This window comes from Micromonospora citrea (assembly GCF_049629545.1).
GTDB classification, from domain to species: domain Bacteria; phylum Actinomycetota; class Actinomycetes; order Mycobacteriales; family Micromonosporaceae; genus Micromonospora; species Micromonospora citrea_A.
Genome location: NZ_JBNADX010000009.1, coordinates 53,933 through 71,212 on the forward strand (window position 1 = coordinate 53,933; position 17,280 = coordinate 71,212).

The 17,280-nt window shown below is 70.8% G+C and carries 14 protein-coding genes, 1 tRNA gene and 1 other RNA gene; 15 read left to right on the top strand and 1 reads right to left on the bottom strand.

Annotated elements, in window-relative coordinates; genetic code table 11:
- The 10 genes from ACPFP2_RS12345 (at position 1) to ACPFP2_RS12390 (ending at position 9,748) form a co-directional block, all read left to right on the top strand.
- Complete coding sequence (locus ACPFP2_RS12345; protein WP_424089063.1) at positions 1-192, top strand: hypothetical protein; 192 nt, start codon at positions 1-3, stop codon at positions 190-192.
- A 91-nt stretch (positions 193-283) separates the two neighbouring features.
- Positions 284-2,461 (top strand): cell division protein FtsK, encoded by a 2,178-nt coding sequence (locus ACPFP2_RS12350; RefSeq protein ID WP_424089065.1) that lies wholly within the window; start codon positions 284-286, stop codon positions 2,459-2,461.
- A 147-nt stretch (positions 2,462-2,608) separates the two neighbouring features.
- Complete coding sequence (locus ACPFP2_RS12355) at positions 2,609-2,848, top strand: hypothetical protein (RefSeq protein ID WP_424089067.1); 240 nt, start codon at positions 2,609-2,611, stop codon at positions 2,846-2,848.
- Positions 2,845-3,138 carry a hypothetical protein gene (locus ACPFP2_RS12360; protein WP_424089068.1) on the top strand — a complete coding sequence of 98 codons (294 nt, stop codon included), beginning with the start codon at positions 2,845-2,847 and terminating at the stop codon, positions 3,136-3,138. The genes ACPFP2_RS12355 and ACPFP2_RS12360 overlap by 4 nt, the downstream gene beginning before the upstream one ends.
- A 5-nt stretch (positions 3,139-3,143) precedes the next feature.
- On the top strand, positions 3,144-3,488 hold the full coding sequence (locus ACPFP2_RS12365; RefSeq protein ID WP_424089070.1) for a hypothetical protein: 345 nt from the start codon (positions 3,144-3,146) through the stop codon (positions 3,486-3,488).
- A 3-nt stretch (positions 3,489-3,491) separates the two neighbouring features.
- Positions 3,492-5,066, top strand: coding sequence for a DNA cytosine methyltransferase (locus ACPFP2_RS12370; protein ID WP_424089072.1), 1,575 nt, complete (start codon positions 3,492-3,494; stop codon positions 5,064-5,066).
- Between the two features lie 193 nt (positions 5,067-5,259).
- Positions 5,260-6,276 (top strand): bifunctional DNA primase/polymerase, encoded by a 1,017-nt coding sequence (locus tag ACPFP2_RS12375; protein WP_424089322.1) that lies wholly within the window; start codon positions 5,260-5,262, stop codon positions 6,274-6,276.
- Positions 6,273-7,832: a hypothetical protein gene (locus tag ACPFP2_RS12380; protein ID WP_424089074.1), complete on the top strand. Its 1,560-nt coding sequence runs from the start codon at positions 6,273-6,275 to the stop codon at positions 7,830-7,832. Before ACPFP2_RS12375 ends, ACPFP2_RS12380 begins: the two co-directional genes overlap by 4 nt.
- Before the next feature lie 481 nt (positions 7,833-8,313).
- Positions 8,314-8,523: a helix-turn-helix domain-containing protein gene (locus ACPFP2_RS12385; RefSeq protein ID WP_424089076.1), complete on the top strand. Its 210-nt coding sequence runs from the start codon at positions 8,314-8,316 to the stop codon at positions 8,521-8,523.
- 16 nt (positions 8,524-8,539) lie between these two features.
- Complete coding sequence (locus ACPFP2_RS12390; RefSeq protein WP_424089078.1) at positions 8,540-9,748, top strand: tyrosine-type recombinase/integrase; 1,209 nt, start codon at positions 8,540-8,542, stop codon at positions 9,746-9,748.
- 1,229 nt (positions 9,749-10,977) lie between these two features.
- Here ACPFP2_RS12390 and ACPFP2_RS12395 read toward each other — a convergent pair.
- Positions 10,978-11,062, bottom strand: a tRNA-Ser gene (locus ACPFP2_RS12395).
- 82 nt (positions 11,063-11,144) lie between these two features.
- Here ACPFP2_RS12395 and ffs point away from each other — a divergent pair.
- From ffs to ACPFP2_RS12420, 5 genes are all read left to right on the top strand, one after another.
- Positions 11,145-11,234: signal recognition particle sRNA small type (gene ffs / locus ACPFP2_RS12400), an RNA gene on the top strand.
- Between the two features lie 106 nt (positions 11,235-11,340).
- Positions 11,341-14,100 (top strand): DNA polymerase III subunit gamma and tau, encoded by a 2,760-nt coding sequence (locus ACPFP2_RS12405; protein ID WP_424089080.1) that lies wholly within the window; start codon positions 11,341-11,343, stop codon positions 14,098-14,100.
- Positions 14,101-14,208: 108 nt separating this feature from the next.
- Positions 14,209-14,517 (top strand): YbaB/EbfC family nucleoid-associated protein, encoded by a 309-nt coding sequence (locus ACPFP2_RS12410; protein ID WP_231933697.1) that lies wholly within the window; start codon positions 14,209-14,211, stop codon positions 14,515-14,517.
- 8 nt (positions 14,518-14,525) lie between these two features.
- Positions 14,526-15,119 carry a recombination mediator RecR gene (gene recR, locus ACPFP2_RS12415; protein WP_088976521.1) on the top strand — a complete coding sequence of 198 codons (594 nt, stop codon included), beginning with the start codon at positions 14,526-14,528 and terminating at the stop codon, positions 15,117-15,119.
- Between the two features lie 463 nt (positions 15,120-15,582).
- Positions 15,583-17,244: an ABC transporter substrate-binding protein gene (locus ACPFP2_RS12420; RefSeq protein ID WP_424089083.1), complete on the top strand. Its 1,662-nt coding sequence runs from the start codon at positions 15,583-15,585 to the stop codon at positions 17,242-17,244.
- Positions 17,245-17,280: the final 36 nt, after the last annotated feature.

Here is a 17,280-nt window from a genome sequence, read left to right on the forward strand (position 1 = left end):
ATGGGACGCAAGTACCTGTTCAGCGAAGACAGCGACGGCCGCACCCGTGAGGTCAAGGTCGACCCGAAGCACCTCGACCGGCAGATCCGCCAGGAGCGGGCCGCCGGCCGCACCCCGACCGTCCTGAGCGAGGACGAGCGCATCCGCTATGGGCTGCTCGCCCAGCAGATCAGCAAGAACAGCAGCAAGTAGCCCCGCCCGGCGGCACGGCCCCTGGCCTGGAAACCGATGCCGTGCCGCCGGCCCTCTGCCGATCCGACTGACCGTTGGAGGAACCCCCATCATGACGTCCCCCCGAGATGACGACCGTTTCGACTGGCACGCCGCCGAACGCGACCTGAACAACCCGGACGCTGAGGTGGTCGACCTGGACGCCGCCCGCGCCGCCCGTAACCCCGACCCCGACGGCGACGGCGACGGCGGGCCGGTGCTGGTCGACTCGCCTGCCGCGCAGCGCCCGCTGCGGTTCACTCTCGACGCCGTCCGCGCCGGCCAGCGTCGCCCGATCCTGCCCGCCTGGCTGCGCTCGCGCGCCGAGCTGGCCGACATGATGCGGTGGGCGGTCGGGCACCTGCTGCACACCACCGCCTACCACCTCACCCGCCTACCGAAGTACGCCGGCAAGCTGGCGCTGCGCTCCCCGGCCGGGGCGTGGCGGCTGCTGTCCGGTGCGACCCGGTGGGTGTTCGACTGGGAGGGCGAGCAGCTGCGGCAGGCCACCTCCGAGACCCGCGACGGTGAGCTGTACTTGAAGCTGTCCCGGCAGCGTGACCGCCGCGTGCGGTGGCGGGGCATCGTCGCCACCTTCACCCTCGCCCTGTCCCTGGTCGGCGGTGCGGCGATGATGTGGGCGCCGAGCTGGGCGCAGTGGGCGATACCCGCGCTGCTGGTCACGCTGTGCGGGCTGGCGGGGCAGCCGGCGGACAAGCCGCTGCTCGACACCGCCGTGGTCGTGCCCCGCGTGGCCCGGCTGACCTCGGATGTGGTGGTGCGGGCCCTGGCCGTGCTCGGGATCTCGGGTATCACCCAGGCCATCGCCAAGCAGGGCACCAAGGCCATCGCCTTCACCGCTCCGATTACCCGGGACGGGCCAGGGTGGCGGGCCGACATCGACCTGCCGCCCGGCGTCACCGCAGGCGACGTGATCGAGCGCCGGGACCGGCTCGCCGCCGGCCTCACCCGCCCCCTCGGCTGCGTCTGGCCCGAAGGGCAGCCGGAGGTGCATCCGGGCCGGTTGCTGCTGTGGGTGGGCGATCAGGACATGGCCGCCACCCCGCCGAAGCCGTGGCCGCTGCTCAAGGCGTCCGGAGCGTTCGATCTGGGCCGGCCGGTGCCGTTCGGCACCGACCCGCGCGGCCGGGTCATCGCCATCGAGATGCCCTACACGAACCTGCTGATCGGATCGATTCCCGGCTACGGCAAGACCGCCGCCACCCAGGTGCCCATGCTGGCCGCCGCCCTCGACCCGTATTCGGAGTTGTGGTGCTTCGACTTCAAGGGCACCGGGGGCCTCGACCCCTTGGAGAAGGTGTCGGCGCGGTATGCGTCGGGGCAGGACGACGACACCGCCGAGGCCGGGCTGTTGGCGCTGCGGGAGCTGCGCAAGGAATGCCAGCGCCGCGCCGCCGTCATCAAGGGCCTGCCCAAGGCGGTGTGCCCGGATAACAAGGTCACCCCCGAGTTGGCCCGGCGCAAGAAGTTGGGCCTGCACTGGCTCGTGGTCGCCCTGGACGAGGTGCAGGAGCTGTTCAGCCACGCGGAGTTCGGCAAGGAAGCCGGGGAACTGGCCGAGAAGGTCATCAAGCTCGGCCGCGCCCTCGGCGTCATCCTCGTGGTCGCCACGCAGCGGCCGGACGCCAAGAGCCTCCCCACCGGCGTCTCAGCGAACGCAGGGACCCGGTTCTGCCTGCGGGTCATGGGCCAGATCGAAAACGACATGATCCTGGGCACCTCGGCCTACAAGAACGGCATACGGGCAACGATGTTCGCCAAGAAGGACAAGGGCGTCGGCTACCTGGTCGGCGCGGCCGACGACGCGCAGATCGTGCGCACGTTCTACGTCGACGGCCCGACCGCAGAGAAGATCACCGACCGGGCACGCGCCCTGCGGGAGGCGGCCGGGACGCTCACCGGCCATGCGATCGGGCAGGCCGCGCCGACCCCGGCGGCCCGGCGGGACACGCTGCTCGACGACATCCTCACCGTGGTCCCGGCGACCGAGGCGAAGGTGTGGGCCGAAACGCTCACCGAGCGGCTCGCCGACCTCAACCCCGAGGCATACGGGGACCTCACCCGCGACCAGCTCACCGCCGCACTCAAGCCCTACGGCATCACCACCGGGCAGGTGTGGGGCACCGACCCGACCACGGGCAAGGGCGCGAACCGGCGCGGCATCGACCGCGCCGACATCACTGATGCGGTAGCGGAGCGTAACAAGCGCCGAGGAGACAAAGCCGCCTAAGCCGGACAGCGATTGGTTGCTAGGTCTAGCGGTGGTCCCCGCTAGACCTAGCACCCCCGCTAGCAACCCATCTCAACCCTGGCCAGCGCCCTAACGACTAGCGGCGCCGACCTTCTGCACCCTCATTTCGGCTCGTGGAGGCGTTTCGTGACCACCATCGCCCTGCTCGCTAGCCTCACCATCCTCGGTTACGCACTGTGTTACCTGGCCGTCTGTGCCGTCTCGCCGTGGGGGCGCTGCCGCCGCTGCCACGGCCGGCGTTACCACCGCACCGCCATCGGTACCCGCCGCGACTGCCGCCGCTGCGACGGCACCGGCATCCGTGTCCGCATCGGCCGCCGCCTCATCGACTACATCCGCACCGAGTACCGGGCAGGCCACCAATGACTTGCCCGAACAATCACACCGACTGGTGCGGACGCGACCACCGCTGCGGCCTCGGCGAGCACCGCTCCGACGAGATCGTGGTCGACCTGCCCGGCCGCGCCCGCGCCGTCCTCGTCCGCGTCCGCACCGCCGCCGGCCGCGAGCACGCCGAGGTGCGTGTCCGCGTCGCCCTTGCCCCGACCGAGGTGGCCGCCCGCCGCCAGTTGGTGGGGCTGCTCGGCGACCTGCGCCAGGCCGTCATCCGCGCTGCCATCGCTGCCCGACCCCGCCCGAGGAGGGCCACCCGATGACCACCATGACCGCAGTCCGATTCACCAACTCCCAGCGCGCCGCCCTGATCGTCTGCGCTCCTGTCCGACTCACCGCCGGCGTGCTGGCGCACCGGGTCGCTCACCACAGCGTCGGCACCGACACCGACGGCACCCCGACCCGTGGCGCACGGCTGGTGTTCACCGCCGATCGGCGCTGGATCATCGCCCCGGCCTGCCAGCCCGCCCCCGACCCCGCCGACCCGACCGCCGGCCGTGGTTGGGCCGAGTACACCGCCGGGTGGGCCGACCACTTCGGCGCGCTGGCCTGCCTCACCTGCTTCCCGCCGGCCACCCGGTCGGACGGGGTCGACGAGATGGTGGAGGGCTGAGCGGTGCTGACCATCACCGACCTGTTCTGCGGAGCCGGCGGATCGTCCTCCGGCGCGATCCAGGTCCCCGGCGTCCGGGTGCGGATGGCCGCGAACCACTGGCGGCTCGCTGTCGAGACCCACAACACCAACCACCCCGACGCCGATCACGACTGCGCGGACATCTCCCAGACCGACCCGCGCCGCTATCCGGCCACCGACATCCTGTGGGCGTCCCCGGAGTGCACCAACCACTCTCAGGCCAAGGGCAAGCGGCGGGCCGACCGGCAGCCGGACCTGTTCGACCAGGTGCTGCCCGACGACGCCGCCGAACGATCCCGGGCAACCATGTGGGACGTCTGCCGGTTCGTGGAGGCGATGAAGCTGCGCGGCCGGCCGTACAAGGCGTTCGTGGTCGAGAACGTCGTGGACGTGCGGGACTGGATGTACTTCGACGCCTGGGCGATGGCGCTGCGCGTCGCCGGCTACTGCCTGCACCACGTCTACCTGAACTCGATGTTCGCCCAAGCCATGGGCGCCGGAGCACCGCAGTCACGTGACCGCTGGTACGGCGTCGGGCACCTGGAGGGCAACCGCTGCCCCGACCTGAGCCGGTGGACGAGCCCGACCGCGTGGTGCCCCGCCTGTGACAAGCAGGTCCGCGCGGTGCAGGCGTGGAAGCGACCCGACCGGCGTCACGGCCGCTACCGGCAGCAGTACGTCTACCGCTGCCCCACCCCGCGCTGCCACATCGAAGTACAGCCCGGGGTGTTGCCGGCCGCCGCCGCAATCGACTGGACCCTGCCCGGCGAACGCATCGCCGACCGCGCACGGCCCCTCGCCCCGAAGACCGTCGCCCGCATCGAGGCCGGACTCAAGCGCTACACCCGGCCGCCGTTTCTGACACTGCTGCGCTCCGACCGCGCCCGCACCGTCGCCATCGGCCAACCCCTCGCCACGATCGTCGCGGACGGCTCCAACCACGGCATGGTCGGCACCAGCATGCTCGTGCCAGCGGGCGGGACGTGGAACGACGACGCCCGCACCGTGGCCGACCCCTTCCGCACCCGCACCACCCGTGACACCGAGGCGCTGGTGGTGCCGCTGCGAGCGAACAACACGGCCAAGCCGGCCAGCGTCGCGCCGTTGGACACCGTGGCGGCGGCCGGCAACCACCACGCCCTCGTGATGCGCAACATGACCGCCCGCGGCGACCAGGGGCAGATGTCCACCCCGGTCGACGAGCCGCTACGCACCCAGACCGCGTCATCGGTGCAGTCCCTGATCCGCTGGGACCACCTGCTCGTGCCCTACTACGGCAACGGCAACGCGCGGCCCGTCGACCGACCCGCCGGCACGGTCACCACCGTCGACCGCAACGCCCTCGTCAGCGCCGACGTCGACGTGCAGGACTGCACGTTCCGGATGCTGGAGCCCCACGAAATCCAGCTCGCCATGGCGTTCGACGCCGACTACCGGGTGCTCGGCAACAAACGCGAGCGCGTGCGGCAGCTCGGCAACGCCGTCACCCCGCCGGCCGCCCGCGACCTCATCGCCGCCGTCGCCGAATCCATCACCGGCGAGCAGCACTCCACCTGACCACCCGGCCATGACCACCGCCGTCTGCCAGCACTGGATCGGCACGGACGGCCGGCACTGCCTCGCGGCCGAGGGTGTGCGCCCGTACCTGCAAGGCCCGCGCTGCCCGGCGCACACCCCGGCCGCCATCGCCGGCCAACCCGAACCCGACTCGACGCCGATGCCCCGCCGGCAACCCGCACCCGCCCGACCGATGGAAGGGAGGCACCTCGTGCCCAACCCCGATCTTCTGGCCGCCGCGCTCGCCCACGCCGCACGCGGCTGGCACGTCTTCCCCCTGCGTCCCGACGACAAGCGGCCCGCGTTCCCCGACCACACCGCCGACGACTGCACCGGCCGCGACCCCCGCTGCCGCACCGGCCACACCGGCTGGGAGCAACGCGCCACCACCAACCCGGACCGCATCCGCCGGGCATGGTCGCACCGCCCCTACGGCATCGGCATCGCCTGCGGGCCGTCCGGTCTGGTCGTGGTCGACCTGGACGTGCCCAAGCACCCCGACGACACCCCACCGTCGGAGTGGGCGGGAGCGTGCAACGGGTGGGACGTGTTCGCCACCCTCGCCGCCCGCCACGGCACCCCAGTCGACCCGTTCGATGGCCTCGGCCCGGACATGCCGCCCCGCACCGGCATCGACGCCACCTACACCGTCACCACTGCCAGTGGCGGCACGCACCTCTACTACCGGCATCCCCCCGCCGGCCCGGCACTGCGGAACACGACCGGCGATCGGGGTGGCCTCGGCTGGAAGGTCGACACCCGCGCCCACGGCGGCTACGTCGTCGCCGCCGGCTCCACCGCCGCCGGCCACCCCTACACCGTCACCCTGGACTGCGAGCCCGCGCCGCTGCCCGCCTGGCTGGCCGGTCTACTCGCTCCGGTTCCGCGACCGGCCCGCCGGCCGGTGGCTGTGTCGTTGCCGGTGGATCGGCACGGCCGGTACGTCGCGGCCGCGATCCGCCGCCAGGTCGCGCACCTGACCGCCGCCACCGATGGGCAGCGCAACCACGCGCTGTTCACCAGCGCGGTCGCACTCGGGCAGCTCGCCGCCGGTGGCGCGCTCACCGAGGACGACGTGACCGCCGTCCTGGAGCCGCCCGCGCTGTCGATTGGGCTGCGTCACGGGGAGATCGCACGGACCATCGCGTCCGGCCTGCGGGTGGGCGCCCGCAACCCGCGCACCCTGACCAACCTCGGGAGGGCCGCATGACGAACCGCCTGCAAATCGGCTCCGGCCCGGAAACCATCCGGGTGCTCAAGGCCGCGCTCGTCGACGGGCTGTTGCCCGACACCTACGTGTCGGCCGGGCAGCTCGTGCACATGGAAGCCGTCTCCGGTGGCCTGCCCACCGCGGCCGACGAAGACTCCCCGCTGCCGATCAGCGCGAGCACCCTCACCCCCGCCGGCCTTGCTGGGCTGCTCGCCGAACACGCCTACGTCTACAAGCTCAAGACCCGCAAAAGCGACGGCGGATCACCCGAGATGTACGAAGACGAGGTGACCCCGCCCCGGGACATCCTGTCGTCGGTGCTGGCGGGCAAAACGTGGCCGGGCGTGCCGCCGCTGCGCGGGATCATCGGCGCACCTGTGCTGCGCCGCGACGGCACCCTGTTGCAGCGCCCCGGCTACGACCCGCAAACCGGCCTCTACCTGGCCGCCAAGGTCGCCCTGCCCCCGGTACCGGACGAGCCCACCGCCGAGCAGGTGGCCGAAGCACGCACGTTCCTGCTCAGCCGGTTCCTGCGCGACTTCCCATGGGCATCGGCCGCTGACCGGGCGAACTACGTGGCGCTACTGGCCACGCCGATCCTGCGGCACTTCACCCGCTCCCTGACCCCGTTCGCGCTGATCGACGCCACCATGCCGTCGAGCGGTAAGACGATCCTCACCGCCGGCCCCGGGATGCTCTACGGCCAGCGCGTCATGCCCTGGGCCTACGCCGACGAGGAACTACGCAAGTCCATCACCGCCGTCCTGGCCGAGCAGGTCGGCGTGGTCATCTGGGACAACCTCGCCGAAGGCACTGTCATCGACTCGGCCGTGCTCGCCCAGCTCGTCACGACGGGCGTGTGGTCCGACCGCCAGTTGGGCGCGTCGCGCAACATCGCCACCGTCAACGACCGGCTGTGGATGGCTACCGGCAACAACCTGCAAGTCGGCGGAGACATGGCCAGCCGCACCGTCCGGGTGCATCTCGACCCGAACATGCCCCGCCCCGAACTACGCGACCAATCCGGATTCGGCATCCCCCACCTCGACCAATGGATCACCGACCCGGCCAACCAACTCACCGTCCTGTGGCACCTCCTGGTCCTCGTCCTCGACTGGACGCGGCAGGGAGCACCGAAGGTGACCGGGTTGTCGATGCGGCAGTTCACCCCGTGGGCGCAAGCCCTCGGCGGATTCCTCGCCCACCACGGCATCGACGGATTCCTCACCAACGCCGCCGACGTCCGCGAGATCGATGAAGACGAAACGCGCTGGCGCGCGTTCCTCACCTGCTGGCACGACCGCCACGGCGGCCGTGCAATGACCGCCGCCGAACTCCGGCAAGACGCCGAACCGATGCACCTCGGCAGCGACGCCCACGACCCCTGGGACGGACAGTTCATCACCACCCACAACGGCCGCCTACCCAACCCCCTGCAACTCGGACGCCTCCTCACCGGCCAAGCCGGACGCTGGCGCGGCGAACACGTCATCCGGGCCGGCAAACACGAACGCGGCAACCGAGCCGTGTTCTGGGTCGAACGCCACGAGGGGTAAAACCCGCTGAACCATCTCGGCAACTCGGCAACTCGGCAGAACCAACCCCCTAGCTGGGAAAACACCCCGCCGAAATTCAGCCAGTCGACAACCGTCGATCTCGGCAACTCGGCACCCCTCTGCCGAGATGACCGCCGATTGCCGAGATGGCTCAGCGAACCCGCAACGATCTCGGCAGACGTTTGCCCAGCTCACCGGCACCTTTGCCGAGATGCCGAGATGCCGAGATGGTTCAGCCCCTCCCACAGCGAGCGCCGACCAACCGCGCCGGATCCGCGCAGACCGGCCGGCTGAGAAGCCCTGAGCCGAATCGCCCCATGCCATCACACCGGCCCACCCGAAATCTTGGCTCTACGGCCCACTCGGCGGCCCGTTCTAACGGCCGCCATCAATCCCACTGCTCTGCCCAGCAACTGACCCTCACCCGACGAGAACGCCAGCCACCGGCGCTCTCAACCCACCGAAACAACGGGGAGAAGCCGTGCCCACGCCAGAAAACCGCGTCGTCCTCACCATCGAAGAAGCCGCCCAACGACTCGGCATCGGCCGCACCACCATGTACGCCCTCATCAAGACCGGCCAAATCCGCACCGTCACCATCGGCCGCCTCCGCCGAGTCCCCACCTTCTGCCTCGACGAATACGTGCGCAACCTGCTCGCCGACACCGCGCCCCTCGACCACGCCGCCTGACGAAAGGAGCCAGCCAATGGGACGCAAGCCAAACGGCGCATCCAGCATCTACAAGGGCGGTGACGGCTACTGGCACGGCCGCGTCACGGTCGGCGTGAAGGACAACGGGAAGCCGGACCGGCGGCACGTCCAGGCGAAGACCGAGGCCGAAGTAATCCGCAAGGTTCGTGCCCTGGAGCGGGAGCGGGACAACGGCACGGTACGGAAGCCGGGACAGCGCTGGACGGTCGAGAAGTGGCTCACGCACTGGGTCGAGAACATCGCCGGCCCGGTGGTCCGCACGAACACCCTCGATGGCTACCGGGTCGCCGTTCGCCGGCACCTGATCCCCGGCGTGGGCGCCCACCGCCTCGACCGCCTGGAGCCGGAGCACCTGGAGAAGCTGTACGTACGGATGATGGCCAACGGCAGCGCGGCCGGCACCGCCCACCAGGCGCACCGCACGATCCGCACGGCCCTCGGCGAGGCAGTCCGCCGTGGGCACCTCGCCCGGAATCCCGCCGCGCTGGCCAAGCCGCCCCGCCTCCCAGATTCCGAGGTGCAGCCGTACACCGTCCCCGAGGTACAGGCGATCCTTCGCGCGGCAGCATCGCGGAGGAACAGTGCCCGGTGGGCCGTAGCGCTGGCCCTCGGGCTGCGCCAAGGCGAAGCGCTCGGGCTCAAATGGCCCGACGTGGATTTGGACAACGGGACGCTGACCGTGCGTCGCGCGCTTCTGCGGCCGAAATGGCGGCACGGCTGCGACGGGAAGTGCGAGCAGAAGTTGCCCGGCCAGTGTCCCGATCGCGTGAACGAACGGCCGGTAGCAGCGGATACCAAATCCCGCGCCGGCCGCCGCTCCATCGGCCTGCCAGATGCCCTGATCGACCTACTACGGCAGCACCGGAAGGAACAGGACGCTGAGCGAGAAACGGCCGCCCAGCTCTGGCGCGACGAGGGTTGGGTGTTCGCCTCGCCGGCCGGCGAGGCGATCCACCAGGCGACGGACTACGACGAGTGGAAACGGCTGCTCAAGCTCGCCGAAGTGCGGGACGGACGGCTTCACGACGCCCGGCACACGGCCGCCACCGTGCTCCTGGTCCTCGGCGTCTCCGGCCGCGCCGTGATGGGCATCATGGGCTGGTCCAACTCGGCGATGGCCGTCCGATACCAGCACATGACGGATCAGGTGCGTCGGGACATCGCCCAGCAGCTCGGCGGACTGCTGTGGGGCGAGAGGTCGTGACATGGGCTTGGGCCGCCGAGGGGCGGCCCAAGCCCATGAGCTACGTGGATCTGGTGACTGCACTAACCAGCAGGTTCAGTTGATGTGGTAGCTCCACGTCCTGCCCGCTTCTTTTGAGATCGCTGATCCTGAAAGCGGTAGACGTCGGACATTGAGAATAGTGGGCCGTTTGGGGTCCTAACGATTGGTCGGGGAAAGTCGGGTTGCTGTGAGAGTTGTCTAGCGCGCTGCCGTGAGACTCCGAGGACTACGCCAATCTCCGCAAGAGTCATTGCTGGCGGCATGGGTTCGGGCGACTTTTCTGGATGAGCTAGAACCGACAATGCCTGTCGACCCTCGCCCAACTTCTTTGTGAGTTCCAGCACTAATGTACAAGCTTCAATCAAAGCTTCCGATGGGTTCAAGCATTGAACGCGTTTGCTGGCGACGATGGTTGGTCCGGATAGCCTGTCCAATGTCACCAGGCTCAGTCCCATCTTGGAGGACTCCTCCTGCAGCCCAGCGACGATCGGGGCGGTGTGCTTGTACTCAACTTTGACGATCCAGTAGGTAGCCACGGTGTGCCGTCTCGTCCTATTCGGAGATCCAGTAGCTAAGGAATCCGTGCAAGACGGGGATGCTCCCGAGTGCGAGCGCCGTGTCTCCGGACCGGTCTTGCACTGCTGCGGCTCCCGCTAGGCACGCGGCGGTGATGACGAAGCTTCGAATGGTGAGCGGCTGTCGTTCCGTCCGCATCGCCTCGTCTCTTGGCAGTTCCGCCCGGGGATTGGGTCGGGGTATCCTCACCGTGGCTCCTTCTTCTCCTGGAATTGGGTTGGAGCATGACGGCGCCCGAGGGAACAGCTCGGGCGCCGTCGTCATTGTTCGAGTTGGCTCCCGTCGCGGATCGCACAGCTTGTGCGATCGGGTGCGACAAGTGTTTGAAGAGTGAGTGCCAGATGGCAGATCGCTCTTGTCGCTGACAAGAGAAATCCTTGTCGCTGACAAGAGAAATCCTTGTCGCTGACAAGAGTGTTGGGTAGGCGTCAGCCGAGCTGGTTGGGCTACGGCCCCGCGATGCAGTCAGAGTTGCCGAGGGTCCGGACGGTGCCGCCACGGTAGAGCTGCTGGACGCGGTCCCGGCGCGGCCCAGCGTCCGAGTGAGACGACAACTGAGACGAGAGTGACGTAGAGACGACGGAGGGCCGGCCCCGACGGGGCCGGCCCTCGCGTTCGTGCTGCTCAGCGAGCGGAGGATACGAGATTCGAACTCGTGAGGGTGTTAACCCAACACGCTTTCCAAGCGTGCGCCCTAGGCCTCTAGGCGAATCCTCCGCGAGCCAGAATACAGGTCTCCGCCGGGCCGGCCACCCCACCACCCCCTGAAGATCCACGCGACGTCGGGTAGGGTTGGCGGTACCTCCCGTGCGGCGGTATCTCGTGAACCTCCCCAGGGCCGGAAGGCAGCAAGGATAAGCGAGCTCTGCCGGGTGCACGGGAGGCCTTTCGTCTCCGGGCGCCGGTACCGTACCTGCGGGTCAGGTCACGGGGTGGTGGGTGGTCACCCGCGCCCGACCGGCGCAGAATGGCTCGGTCGAGAGGAGGCGGGACGCGTGACGCTGGCGCTCTACCGCAAGTACCGGCCGCGTACCTTCGCCGAGATGATCGGCCAGGAGCAGGTCACCGAGCCGCTGTCGCAGGCGTTGCGCAGCGGGCGGCTCAACCACGCGTACCTCTTCTCCGGCCCGCGCGGCTGCGGCAAGACCTCCAGCGCCCGGATCCTGGCCCGCTCGCTCAACTGTGAGCAGGGCCCCACCCCGGAGCCGTGCGGGCAGTGCGACTCGTGCCGCGGGCTGGCCCCCGACGGCGGCGGTTCGATCGACGTGATCGAGATCGACGCGGCCAGCCACGGCGGCGTCGACGACGCCCGGGATCTGCGCGAGAAGGCGTTCTTCGCGCCGGCCCGCAGCCGCTTCAAGATCTATATCATCGACGAGGCGCACATGGTCTCGTCGGCAGGCTTCAACGCCCTGCTCAAGCTGGTCGAGGAGCCGCCGGAGTACGTCAAGTTCATCTTCGCCACCACCGAGCCGGAGAAGGTCCTCGGCACGATCAGGTCGCGGACCCACCACTACCCGTTCCGGCTGTTCCCGCCGAGGGTGGTCCGGCCCTACCTGGAGCAGCTCTGCGAGGCGGAGGGGGTGACCGTCGACCCGGCGGTCTTCCCCCTGGTGGTGCGCGCCGGTGCGGGCAGCATGCGGGACAGCCTCTCCGTGCTCGACCAGCTCATCGCGGGCGCCGGCCCGGACGGGGTCGGCTACGCCCGGGCCGCCGCGCTGCTCGGCGTCACCGACTCGGCGCTGATCGACGAGATGTGCGACGCGCTGGCCGCCGGGGACGGCGCGGCCGCGTACGCGACCGTCGACCGGGTCGCCGAGGCCGGGCACGACCTGCGCCGGTTCGCCTCGGACCTGCTGGAGCGGCTGCGTGACCTGATCGTCCTCCAGCAGGTGCCGGACGCCGCAGCCAAGGGCCTGATCGACGGCCCGGCGGACCAGATCGAGCGGATGGCCGCGCAGGCCCAGCGGCTCGGCCCCGGGACGCTGTCCCGCTGCGCCGACATCGTGCACAACGGCCTGGTCGACATGCGGGGCACCACCGCGCCCCGGCTGCTGCTGGAGCTGATCTGCGCCCGGATGCTGCTGCCCGGCGCGGACGACTCGACCGGTGGCCTGCTCCAGCGCCTGGAGCGGATGGAACGCCGGCTCACCCTGGGTGGTGTCGAGCTGCCGTCGGCCGCCGCCGGCTCCGCGTCGGCCGGGCCCGACTCCGGCGTACGCCAGGAGCCTCCCGCCCCGCCCGCGGCTGCCGCCGCGCCCCACCCGGAGACCGCCGGCCCGCCGGCGGCTGCCGCCGCCCCGTCCGGGGTGGCCGCCGCCCGCGCCGCGGCCGCCGGTGCCCGTCCCACCCGGTCGGCGGCGGACATCTCCCCGGTCTCCGACGACCCGTCACCCGTCCGCCGTACCGTGCCGCCGTCGGCGGTGCTGCCCGACCCGGCCACCCCCGCGCCGCCCCGCCCGGGCTCCACCCCGCCGGGCACGCTGGACGCCGTCGCGGTACGCCGGGTCTGGCCGGACGTGGTCGGCAAGGTCAACCGGACCAACAAGCGGATCGCCGCGCTCATGCGGGACGCCGTCGTCCGCGATCTGGACGGCGACGCGCTGGTGCTGACCGTGAAGTCGTCGGTGCTGGCGAAGATGATGTCCGACAACGCGCAGGTGCTCACCGACGCGCTCTACGAGGAACTGGGCGGGCGCTGGCAGATCCGCTGCGAGGTGGCCGGCGAGCGCGGTGGCGTCTCCCTCGGTGGTCCGCCCCGCTCCGCCGCCCCGGCCCGCCCGGCGTCCCCGCCGCCCGCGGCCCCGGCCGGCTCCGGTCCGGCTGCCGACGGCTCCGCGCGACCCGACGACGAAGGCTCCTCCGGCACCACCCCGGCCGGGTCCGGCCGGAGCGCCTCGACCGGCGGCGGCCAGCCCGGCGCTGTCAGCGGCCAGCCCGGCGCGACCGGTGGCGTCGGTGACGGTCAGCCGGGCGGCAACGGCGGCCCGGCCGGGTCCGGCGGCGTTGCGGGTGGCGGGCCGGGTGCGGGTGCTCCGGCGGCCGTTGGCCCGCCGCGTCACGCGGGCTCCGTCGGGCCGGCGGCCGGCTCGACCGACGCCGTGGGCGGCTCCGGCCGCTCGGGTGCCCACGGCACGGGCCCGAACGCCTCCTCGACCGCCCGCGCGGGTTCGCCGGGTGGCGGTGGCGTGGACGACGACCAGGGCTGGCCCGAGCCGGCCCGCCCCGGCGGCGGGGAGGGCCGGCCCGAGGCAGCCCGTCCCGGGGAGGACTGGCCCGAGGCGGCCCGTCCGGGGGGTGCCGCCCCGGCCGGCGCGACCGACGACTGGCCGCAGGCCGCCCGTCCGGGTACCGCCACGGCCACCGCGACGGCCGCTCCCGCCGTACCGAAGCCGGCCGGACCGACGACGACGCCGGCCGCGCCGGTGAGCAGCGCGATCGCCGCGGCCCGGGCGGCCGCGGCGGCGGCCGGCACCGGAAAGGCCCAGCGGGGCGCCCAGCCGGCGCGCCGGACCGCCGATCCGGACTGGGCCGGTGAGCCGCCGTACGACCCGGACTACGACGGGCCGCTGCGCGGCGGTGGCCGTCCCGAGCCGGCGGCGACCCCGGCGTACGAGGGGTTCGATCCGGGCGACGAGCCGCTGGACGACGTGATCGACGAGCGGACCGCCCGGCAGTCCAGCGAGGAGCAGGCGGTGGCCCTGCTCCGGGAGGCGTTCGGCGCCGAGAAGATCGACGAGGTCGACGCGCGCTGAGCGGGCACCGGTCGACGAGGACGGGGGCCGCCGCCCGACTAGGCTGGGCGCGGCCGAGCAGACGAGTGCGAGAAGGAGCCATCCGTGCGCCCAGGTGGACAGCCGAACATGCAGCAGATGCTGAAGCAGGCGCAGAAGATGCAGCAGCAGATCGCCAAGGCCCAGGCCGAGCTGGCCGAGGCCGAGCTGACCGGCACCGCCGGCGGTGGCCTGGTCACCGCGACCGTCTCGGGTGCCGGTGAGATCAAGTCGATCAAGATCGACCCGAAGGCGGTCGACCCGGAGGACGTCGAGACCCTGGAGGACCTGGTCGTCGCCGCCCTGCACAACGCCGCCGAGGCGGCCCGGGAGCTGACCGAGAAGAAGATGGGCCCGGTTGCGGGCGGCATGGGTGGCCTCGGCCTGCCCGGGTTCTGAGCCGTCAGATGTACGAGGGCGCCATCCAGGACCTCATCGACGAGCTGGGGCGGCTGCCGGGCGTGGGCCCGAAGAGTGCCCAGCGGATCGCCTTCCACGTCCTGTCCGCGGATCCGGCGGACGTCAACCGGCTGGCCGGCGCGCTGCGCAAGGTCAAGGATCTGGTCCGGTTCTGCACCACCTGCTACAACGTCGCCGAGTCCGAGCAGTGCCGGATCTGCCGTGACCCGCGCCGCACCGACGAGGTGCTCTGCGTGGTCGAGGAGCCCAAGGACGTGGTCGCGATCGAGCGGACCGGTGAGTTCCGCGGGCGCTACCACGTGCTCGGTGGGGCGATCAATCCGTTGGAGGGGATCGGGCCGGACAACCTGCGCATCCGGGAGCTGATGACCCGGCTGGGCAGCGGGACGGTCCGCGAGTTGATCCTGGCGACCGACCCGAACACCGAGGGCGAGGCGACCGCCACCTACCTGGCCCTGATGGTCAAGCCGATGGGGATCGCGGTGACCCGGCTCGCCAGCGGCCTGCCGGTCGGCGGCGACCTGGAGTACGCAGACGAGATCACCCTCGGCCGCGCGTTCGAGGGGCGACGCGCCATCTGAGGTGACACGTCGCGCAGGGGTCGGCCGCATCCGTGGCCGGCCCCTGTCGACGTCCACCGCCCCGGACCTCCACGCGCCCCGGCCGGCCGTCCGCCTCCGTCCGCCTCCGTCCGCCGTTTGCGGCGTGTCGCGGTGTCCTGCCGCCCGGACACCGCGACGCGCCGCAAACCGCGTGGATCCCAGGGCCGGAAGCGTCGCGGTGGCCTCCCGGACCGGAAATGATCTGACACCTGAGGCTCGGAGCGGCCAGGGCGACGTAACAGTTTGGCATCGCACTTTCGGATCGTTCGGCAGAGTTGGCGGATTGCCTTCGATTCTTCGGTTCAGTCGCTGCTGGGACACGATCCGATACCAACCCGCCATTCGCCGGTTTCCGGAGCGTCCACGCGGGGGCTATGGTTCCCGCCATCGGTGACCCCTGTCACCACGTTGTCCGTACCCCCAAGGACGAGGTGAAAGCACCATGCGTGCACCCAGGCCGAAGGCCGCGATCGCGGCCGTCGCGGTCGCGGCCCTCGCGGTAGCAGGCTGCGCCGAGAGCAACCGTGAAGACAGCGGCGGTAGCAAGAAGGACACCCTGGTCTTCGGCGTAGCCGGAGACCCGAAGGTGTTGGACCCGAGCTTCGCCAGCGACGGTGAGTCGCTGCGCGTGGCGCGTCAGGTCTTCGAGACTCTGGTCCGTCCGGAGGAGGGTGGCACCAAGGTCACCCCCGGCCTGGCCGAGTCCTGGACCCCGGACGCCGCCGGCACCACGTGGACCTTCAAGCTCCGCTCCGGTGTGAAGTTCCACGACGGCACCGAGTTCAACGCCGAGGCGGTCTGCAAGAACTTCGACCGCTGGTACAACGCCAAGGGCCTCATGCAGAGCCCGGACGTGACCGCGTACTGGCAGGACGTCATGGGCGGCTTCGCCAAGAACGAGAGCGCGGACCTGCCGCCGAGCCTCTTCAAGTCCTGCACCGCCAAGGACGCCACCACCGTCGACCTGGCCTTCACCCGGGTCTCCAGCAAGATCCCGGCCGCGCTGATGCTGCCGTCGTTCTCCATCCACAGCCCGAAGGCGCTGGAGCAGTACGACGCCAGCAACGTGGGCGGCACCGCCGAGGACATCAAGTACCCGTCCTACGCGATGGAGCACCCGACCGGCACCGGCCCGTTCAAGTTCAAGGCCTGGGACGTCGCCAACAAGACGCTCACCATCGAGCGCAACGACGACTACCACGGCGACAAGGCCAAGCTGAAGACCCTCATCTTCAAGACCATCTCGGATGAGAACGCCCGCAAGCAGGCGCTGCGCTCCGGCGACATCCAGGGCTACGACCTGGTCGGCCCGGCCGACGTCGAGCCGCTGAAGAAGGACGGCTTCAACGTCCTCACCCGTCCGGCGTTCAACGTGCTCTACCTGGCGATCAACCAGAAGGGCAACCCGAAGCTCGCCGACCTCAAGGTGCGGCAGGCCATCGCGCACGCGGTCGACCGGCAGGCGCTTGTCGACTCGAAGCTGCCCCCGGGCGCCAAGGTCGCGCTGAACTTCATGCCGGACACCGTCGAGGGCTTCAACGGCGATGTCACCAAGTACGATCACAACCCGGAGAAGGCCAAGCAGCTGCTGGCCGAGGCCGGTGCCTCGAACCTGACGCTGAAGTTCCACTACCCGACCGAGGTCACCCGGCCGTACATGCCGAACCCGAAGGACATCTTCGAGCTGCTCTCGGCGGACCTGCAGGAGGTCGGCATCAAGGTCGAGGGCATCCCGCTGAAGTGGAGCCCGGACTACCTCAACGCCACCACCTCCGGCAGCAAGCACGACCTGCACTTCCTCGGCTGGACCGGTGACTACGGCGACGCCTACAACTTCATCGGCACCTTCTTCGACCGGCCGAAGGACGAGTGGGGCTTCACCAACAAGGCCCTGTTCGACCAGTTCCGCGACGCCGACACCACCGCCGACCAGGCGGCCCGGGTGGAGAAGTACAAGGCCCTGAACAAGGCCATCATGGACTTCCTGCCGGGTGTCCCGGTGTCGCACTCGCCGCCGGCGATCGTGTTCGGCAAGGACGTGACGGGCATCAAGGCCAGCCCGCTGACCGACGAGCGGTACGCCACCGCCGAGTTCAAGTCCTGACCTGAGGTAAGGAACGCGGGCGGGCGCCGTCTTCAC

Excerpts from the sequence above, each read along its gene's own strand:
- ACPFP2_RS12350 (WP_424089065.1), top strand. The coding sequence starts at position 284 with ATGACGTCCCCCCGAGATGACGACCGTTTCGACTGGCACGCCGCCGAA.
- ACPFP2_RS12375 (WP_424089322.1), top strand. The coding sequence starts at position 5,260 with ATGGAAGGGAGGCACCTCGTGCCCAACCCCGATCTTCTGGCCGCCGCG.
- ACPFP2_RS12390 (WP_424089078.1), top strand. The coding sequence starts at position 8,540 with ATGGGACGCAAGCCAAACGGCGCATCCAGCATCTACAAGGGCGGTGAC.
- recR (WP_088976521.1), top strand. The coding sequence starts at position 14,526 with ATGTACGAGGGCGCCATCCAGGACCTCATCGACGAGCTGGGGCGGCTG.
- ACPFP2_RS12360 (WP_424089068.1), top strand. The coding sequence starts at position 2,845 with ATGACTTGCCCGAACAATCACACCGACTGGTGCGGACGCGACCACCGC.
- ACPFP2_RS12410 (WP_231933697.1), top strand. The coding sequence starts at position 14,209 with ATGCAGCAGATGCTGAAGCAGGCGCAGAAGATGCAGCAGCAGATCGCC.
- ACPFP2_RS12365 (WP_424089070.1), top strand. The coding sequence starts at position 3,144 with ATGACCGCAGTCCGATTCACCAACTCCCAGCGCGCCGCCCTGATCGTC.
- ACPFP2_RS12380 (WP_424089074.1), top strand. The coding sequence starts at position 6,273 with ATGACGAACCGCCTGCAAATCGGCTCCGGCCCGGAAACCATCCGGGTG.
- ACPFP2_RS12345 (WP_424089063.1), top strand. The coding sequence starts at position 1 with ATGGGACGCAAGTACCTGTTCAGCGAAGACAGCGACGGCCGCACCCGT.
- ACPFP2_RS12420 (WP_424089083.1), top strand. The coding sequence starts at position 15,583 with ATGCGTGCACCCAGGCCGAAGGCCGCGATCGCGGCCGTCGCGGTCGCG.